Origin of the sequence: Hymenobacter sp. AT01-02 (assembly GCF_000961955.2) — a bacterium.
GTDB classification, from domain to species: domain Bacteria; phylum Bacteroidota; class Bacteroidia; order Cytophagales; family Hymenobacteraceae; genus Hymenobacter; species Hymenobacter mucosus.
The window spans coordinates 1-6242 of record NZ_JZIR02000138.1; the positions used below are offsets into that span (position 1 = coordinate 1).

Below are 6242 nucleotides of genomic sequence, written 5' to 3' on the forward strand. Positions count from 1 at the left end.
AGATGTATCTAGCGGCCCTCAGAACGTATTGGGGTAGTTATTTCTTCAGCTCATCTGGCAAATGCAGAGCAGGCAACCTACTTTTTACAAAGCCCAATCGGCACTGCCTGCTGCGGCATAGAAATTATTACTGTAGACCGAAGCTACGCCCACTTTGATGCATGTGAAAGTAGTACGAGCAGGAAACAACCTATTGAGTAGCAAGAATTTGCTGAGCAATATCCGTGTGCTGGTCGTCTGCTTGTTTTGCTTCTTGCACCGAGGCTTTCAACTCTTGCTCTGTTTGGGGAAAGCCAGCAGAAGCAGCGTAAGAGGCTACGGTACCAAATGAAGCAATCCAGTAGTGCAGGGCCATTTGGCCGCTGGCAATGATACCTAAATCACGCACGTCGTCGGATTCTGCTTTCGCGCGGATTTCTTTGCTCACTTGGTAGTGTGCCTCTAAGATTTCGTTTTTCTGTTCTTCCACGCCACCTACTTCGGCAATAGCCCGATCTAGCGCTTTGCCCACTCTTTGGACGTTTCGTTGCCTTGTTGTAGTGCTTGTTTTAGGGTCGGATTCTTGGCGTCCTGCTGAATTTCGTCTGTTGCGGCTGCCGCTACTTTGCTACCTGCCAGTTGCGCGGATAAGCCGTCCTTTACCAGTTGTTTTAAGTCGTCAGTATTCATGTAAATATTCTATACTAAGTGAATAACAGGACCATCCTGTTTGATTGTCTTAACGGATGCTATTGCTAGTTGTTCCAGCTACATTCTTACATGCGCATGTCTTTATCATTATCTAATTATCAACAGCTTACTTATTATGTTCTTTCCTGTCAGTCAGATTGAGCTTCTCTTCAATACAGCTATAATAGATAATTCCAATTCTACTCTAAGGGTATGTAGTATGAATAAAATGCAAAATTGATAGTATATCTATACGATTGACTGCCAGCCATGTGCTAGTCATGGAAATAAGGAATTAGTATAAAAACTACGGCCCGAGCGGTAGTTGTCAAAACCTAGTTTAACCATACTGTACTTATGAATTGTAAATCAAGATATTAAAGTAGGTATGCTGATTGTTCGCTCTCGAAACGCTTAGACAAGAAGCCCATATTTTGTAGGTAAATATTCCCCCGCGCAACCATTTTGTCTAGGATAGCCTCCCACAAGTATCGATTTCTCTTCTTCTGTATTTCTATGCGTAGCTTATCTATCATTTTACCACTCACTCTGCTCCTGCTAAGCAGCACCGGAGCTACCGCCCAAATTGCTGACTCTACTGCTCGTCCGATTGATCGTGTGCCTACGAGGTCTGGTACGCTGGTTAAAGTGGGTACGGGTCTCACCCGAGGCTTAGGGAGTGGCTATTGGGGAGTGTCGTTGCCGGTAGTAGTAGGAGCTGAGCATCATCTCACTTCTGCTATCAGCGTGTACGGCAACGGATTTGCGGGCATCAAACTAGGACGTAGTAATCCGCTTGCTGATGGTTCTCGCGCTCCGCTTATCCATGAATATGGATTCGACCTGGGGGTGAGATACTATTACAATCAAGAGAAACGGCGTCAGAAAGAGCGGGCAACGGGTCCATTCGTGGGTAATTACCTTGCTGTGCAGACCACGACTGTCTTCAATCAACTGCATTATAACCCCTACCGATACTCCACGCTCACTGCCATTTGGGGGATGCAACGCCGCCTTGGCAAGTATGGCTGGTTTGATGCGTACGTGGGCGCGGGGGTTGACCGGAGGCCCGGTTATACCTAATACAGCCCATACGGCAATTTTAGGCAGCGCTCCTACTGGGAAATAACCCCGGAGCTAGGCATCAAATTCAGCCTGGGTAGTCGCATCACCACCCACTAGCTTTGCAACAGCACAGCAAAAGTACCCAGAGCAGGTACTTTCGCTGTGCTGTTTTTCACTAGGACATGCTTAGTAAACTCCGCTACCTAGCGGAAAGTATTTGCTATTACTCTAGCTGCTGAGGGTAAGCAGCTTGGAGCCAGATGCACGAAGAAAAACCGCCCAATTTGCGGGCCAACGGAATCGGGTAGTTCTGCATAAAAGTCTCCTTTTTAGCGCGGGATTCACTAAAAACGGTAGTTGTGCGTGTACATTTGCGCCAACTAGCATCCCCTCTGTGAAGGCTTTTTTCTCCTACCTACTCATCCTACTCGTGCTGCTGCAGACCTTCAGCCGGGAAGTGGTAATGGTAGACTTCCTGCTGAACCAGGCCGCCATTACGGCCCGTTTCTGCGTGAACAAGGCCCGGCCACAACTGCACTGCAACGGCAAGTGCCATGTTGCCAAACAACTGAAAGAGCAGGATGAGCGGGGAAACAAAGCGCACAATCTTCTGAAAGAAAGCCCGGAAATGCTGCCAATAGCCTTCCGGCTGCTACTGCCTGCTACCCCCAAGCGCTGGGGTGGCATTCCCGTGGGCTATGGCCCCTACCGACCAGCCGAAGTGCCGGTTGCTGCTGCGCGAGGCGTATTTCGCCCGCCACCTGCCTAGTCGGTCCCATTAAAGCGTAACCGTGTGCGTTATTGGTCCTGCTGCAGGTAGGACCGGTACCGGCGTGGGGTGTCTATTGCTGCCAGCTAGCTATCAAGTAGTTATCAGGTGTCGCCTGCGTTTTCGGTGCCCACGGTGTATGGGCTTTTACTGATGGCCTTATTTATGGCTTTGGCCAAGCTGACGGACTCTGACCGCCGGCTATTCCTTCACCCTACTTATCTGCTTTTCAGGCTGGACTGCGCCGGCTGACCGCGCCGCTATACCCTTATGGTTCATTTAGCCGTGTCGGGGAGTGGGAGCGGCTGCGCGCCTGTTCTAGTCGAGGCTTCTGTTGTATGAAACACTTGGTAGCTGCATTGTGTATGCTCTTACCTCCATTGGCCGCATGGGCCCAAACCACTATCAGAGGGGAGGTGCGCGAGGGCGAGGGGCCCCAGGTAGGCACACCCCTTGCGGGGGCCCTTATCAGCAGCCCGCAAACCAACCACGTAGCCACTACCGACAGCACTGGGCGGTTTGAGTTGCGGGGCCGCGAGCCTATCACCACCCTTACTGTTAATCATTTAGGTCATCAAGCACAAACCTACGGGTGGGTCCGGCCAATTCGGTTCTGCGCATTGCGCTGATGGCCGACGCGGCAACGACGCTGGCCGAAGCCACCGTGACCTCGAAATACTATCGGCAGTACACCACCCAGACTATATCCAGCGCACTGCGTTTACAGACGCCACTGCTCCAACTTTCACAGGACATTCAATCGGTGGGGCCGGAGGTTATTTTCGACCAGGGCAGCTTCAACACCACCGAAAGCGTGACCCGCAACGTGAGCGGCGTCATCCGAAACGAAATATCCAACAACCTGGGCCCCAACCTGTACATGCGCGGCGGCCAGATTGCCAGCCTCCGCAACGGCGTGGATTTGACGCCCTACTACCGGGGGCCCGTCCCGGATGATGCCGCCATTATCGAGCAAATAGAGTTTGTGAAGGGGCCGTCACTTTTCATGAACAACATTGGCGACCCGGCCGGAAGCTTCAATATCGTGACCAAGCAGCCCACCGGCGGATCCCGCTACTCGGCCACGGCTATGTTGGGTGGCTACAACTTTTACCGCTTGGCCGCCGACCTTGATGGCAAGCTCGACAAGCCAGGCAGGTTGCTTTACCGCTTCAACACCATGGCCCTGAGTACAAAATCTTTTGTGCCAGGTGACTACAACCGGCGCCTGTTGGTAGCGCCGGTGCTGAAGTATCAAATAAGTGACCGTACTGCTGTAACGGCTGAGTATAGCTTTCAGACGTTCACGTACGGCCTCTACAGCCCTATTGTGATGACTCCGCGGGGCTTTGGCACCTTACCGCACGACTTTACCATCAGTGAACGGAGTGTGGGCCCTATTCGGGCGCAGAATCAGTCGGGCTTTCTCACGCTTTCTCATCAGTTCAACCCCCACTGGCAGCTTACGGTACGGGGCGCTTTTTGCAAGAGAAAAGTGAGGGCATCTACCTTTGGGTGACGGGCTTGAATCCCAACAACGCCGATGTGCTGCTGCGCAACCCCAAGTACGATTTGGACCGCACGCGGGTATTTTCCCAACAAGCGTTTCTGAATGGCCGGTTTACTACCGGCGCGCTTACCCACCAACTGCTGACAGGTGTGGATGTAAACCAGAAACAGTTCCAGGCCGTCGACTACCTAACGTATAACACGGTCCCCACGGCTGGGGGTACTACCCAACCCGTGTACTACCCCCTCAATGTGACCAACCCGGTATACGGTGCCGAAATTCCAGGTTACCGTTCGCCCGGTGGGCTTGCTTCCCGCAACACCTCGCAAACCATAAACTACTACTCGGCCTACGTTCTCGATGAAATAGCTCTTCTGGCGAATAAGCTGCGCATTACGCCTGGCTTGCGCTACACGGCTGTAAACAGCAACAACCACGTGCTAGGCGCCAGCAGCAGTTCTCACGACCAGGTAGTTACCCCTCGCTTGGGCGTCAGCTACAGCCTATTGCCCAGCCTCTCGGTGTATGGCCTCTTTGACCGCACGCTAGTGCCGCAGGGCGGCATAACAAGCAATGGCACGCCCATCGACCCGTTGCGGGGCCTCAACCGTGAATTGGGAATCAAGAAGAACTGGCTTGATGGCCGCTGGACGTCGGCCGTGGCCGTGTACTACATTACCCGGTCCAGCATTGCTGCCTCCGACCCTACTAATGCATTGTACCGCATTCAGGTAGGTAAGAACCATGCTCAGGGGGTAGATTTTGACCTTACGGGCCAAGTAGTACGCGGCCTGAATGCGGTGGTGAACTACGCCTATACCGACTCCCGCATTGATCAGGACGTTAATCCGCTGCTGGTAGGAGCGCGCACGCCGTTGTTTGTCAAGCACGTGCAAAACGCTTGGCTTAACTACGAGCTACCCGCCCGGCTGGTGCGGGGCCTGAGCTTCTCCCTGGGGTATCAGTACCAAGCGGGCCGGGGTGGGCGCTACGCCGTGGCCACGCCCTACCCCATACCCGATTTCTTCCGGCTAGATGGAGGCTTGGGCTGGCAGTCGCCCCACCTGAAAGTAAACCTGGTGGTCAACAACCTGCTGAATTACAATCTTATTACTACTCCCTGGCTGCGCAACGGCTCTACTACTGGATACCGCAGGCCGGTACCAATGGTCGGCTGTCGGTAAGCTATACTCTCTAAGCGCCTGGTACACTCTGCTCAACCTTATGCTACAAGCTGAACAACTCACCAAGCGCTTTGGCGCACATTTGGCCCTCGACCACCTGGATTTGGACATCCGCAGCGGGGAGGTCTACTGCCTCCTAGGGTCTAACGGGGCTGGTAAATCGACGACTATCAACATCTTTCTGGGCTTTCTGCCCGCTACTAGCGGCCGGGCGCTGATTGATGGACTGGAAGTATCGGTAAACAACCACGCTACCCGCAATATGGTGGCCTACATCCCCGAGGTTGTGAACCTCTACCCTACGCTCACGGGGCTCGAAAACTTAGCCTTTTTCAGTGGCCTCTCGGGCTACGCCTACTCGAGGGCCGAATTGAGAAGCTTTACCCAGACAGCCGGCTTGCAAGACGCCGCCCTCGACCAGCGTGTGGGCGGCTACTCCAAGGGGATGCGCCAAAAGGTGGGCATTGCCATTGCTCTAGCCAAGCAAGCCAAGGCATTGTTTCTGGATGAGCCCACCTCGGGCCTAGACCCGCACGCCAGCAATGAGTTTGCCCAGGTTATCACCCGCCTTAGCAGCCAAGGCGTGAGCACCCTCATGGCGACCCACGACTTGCTGATGGCCAAGAATCTTGGTCACCGCATTGGCATTATGCACCAAGGCCGCTTGCGGCAAGAGCTGCACTCCGAGGCCGTATCCTACGCCGAATTAACCGACTGCTACCTCACCACCGTCAACCAGTCCGTTTAAAATGATTCAGCTTCTACTCAAGAAAGAGCTGACCGAGCTGCTGCGCACCACTAAGGTTACCTGGCTGCTAGTGGGGCTGGCCGCCCTGCTGGGGCTGGCCTTATATAACGGTTACGCATACTCCACCACGCGCAGTCAGTTTCTGCGCGAGTCCCAGCACATTACCTACCAGCAGTTCATTTCACAGGGCGACAAGAACCCACACCTAGGGGCCCACTTCGGCTTTTACGCGTACAAGCTACTGCCGACCTAGCCTTGGTAGACAACGGGCTGGAGGACTATACTGGCAATTCCTTT

General features: G+C 53.7%; 9 protein-coding genes. 7 read left to right on the plus strand and 2 right to left on the minus strand.

Annotated elements, in window-relative coordinates; translation table 11 throughout:
• Window positions 1–190: 190 nt before the first annotated feature.
• Both VI25_RS21140 and VI25_RS26130 read right to left on the minus strand, forming a co-directional pair.
• Entirely contained in the window at window positions 191–511 is a 321-nt protein-coding gene (locus tag VI25_RS21140; protein ID WP_055562838.1) for a DUF892 family protein, read from the minus strand.
• The gene (locus VI25_RS26130; RefSeq protein WP_201783366.1) at window positions 496–669 is read right to left on the minus strand and encodes a hypothetical protein; all 174 of its coding nucleotides are present in this window, start codon (window positions 667–669) and stop codon (window positions 496–498) included. The genes VI25_RS21140 and VI25_RS26130 overlap by 16 nt, the downstream gene beginning before the upstream one ends.
• Window positions 670–1185: 516 nt before the next feature.
• Between VI25_RS26130 and VI25_RS24925 the strand changes: the two genes are divergently transcribed.
• The 7 genes from VI25_RS24925 (at window position 1186) to VI25_RS21175 (ending at window position 6198) form a co-directional block, all read left to right on the plus strand.
• Window positions 1186–1752 carry a hypothetical protein gene (locus VI25_RS24925; RefSeq protein WP_152981750.1) on the plus strand — a complete coding sequence of 189 codons (567 nt, stop codon included), beginning with the start codon at window positions 1186–1188 and terminating at the stop codon, window positions 1750–1752.
• 376 nt (window positions 1753–2128) lie between these two features.
• Entirely contained in the window at window positions 2129–2503 is a 375-nt protein-coding gene (locus tag VI25_RS21150; RefSeq protein WP_052695716.1) for a hypothetical protein, read from the plus strand.
• 365 nt (window positions 2504–2868) lie between these two features.
• Window positions 2869–3132 (plus strand): hypothetical protein, encoded by a 264-nt coding sequence (locus VI25_RS21155; RefSeq protein WP_152981751.1) that lies wholly within the window; start codon window positions 2869–2871, stop codon window positions 3130–3132.
• Window positions 3096–4022 carry a TonB-dependent siderophore receptor gene (locus tag VI25_RS24930; RefSeq protein ID WP_152981752.1) on the plus strand — a complete coding sequence of 309 codons (927 nt, stop codon included), beginning with the start codon at window positions 3096–3098 and terminating at the stop codon, window positions 4020–4022. Before VI25_RS21155 ends, VI25_RS24930 begins: the two co-directional genes overlap by 37 nt.
• A gap of 5 nt (window positions 4023–4027) precedes the next feature.
• Window positions 4028–5197 carry a TonB-dependent siderophore receptor gene (locus VI25_RS21165; RefSeq protein WP_236705184.1) on the plus strand — a complete coding sequence of 390 codons (1170 nt, stop codon included), beginning with the start codon at window positions 4028–4030 and terminating at the stop codon, window positions 5195–5197.
• A 40-nt stretch (window positions 5198–5237) separates the two neighbouring features.
• Entirely contained in the window at window positions 5238–5945 is a 708-nt protein-coding gene (locus VI25_RS21170) for an ABC transporter ATP-binding protein (protein ID WP_045690513.1), read from the plus strand.
• A gap of 1 nt (window position 5946) precedes the next feature.
• Complete coding sequence (locus VI25_RS21175) at window positions 5947–6198, plus strand: hypothetical protein (RefSeq protein WP_045690514.1); 252 nt, start codon at window positions 5947–5949, stop codon at window positions 6196–6198.
• Window positions 6199–6242: the final 44 nt, after the last annotated feature.

Excerpts from the sequence above, each read along its gene's own strand:
- VI25_RS21170 (WP_045690513.1), top strand. The coding sequence starts at position 5,238 with ATGCTACAAGCTGAACAACTCACCAAGCGCTTTGGCGCACATTTGGCC.
- VI25_RS26130 (WP_201783366.1), bottom strand. The coding sequence starts at position 669 with ATGAATACTGACGACTTAAAACAACTGGTAAAGGACGGCTTATCCGCG.
- VI25_RS24925 (WP_152981750.1), top strand. The coding sequence starts at position 1,186 with ATGCGTAGCTTATCTATCATTTTACCACTCACTCTGCTCCTGCTAAGC.
- VI25_RS21175 (WP_045690514.1), top strand. The coding sequence starts at position 5,947 with ATGATTCAGCTTCTACTCAAGAAAGAGCTGACCGAGCTGCTGCGCACC.
- VI25_RS21155 (WP_152981751.1), top strand. The coding sequence starts at position 2,869 with ATGCTCTTACCTCCATTGGCCGCATGGGCCCAAACCACTATCAGAGGG.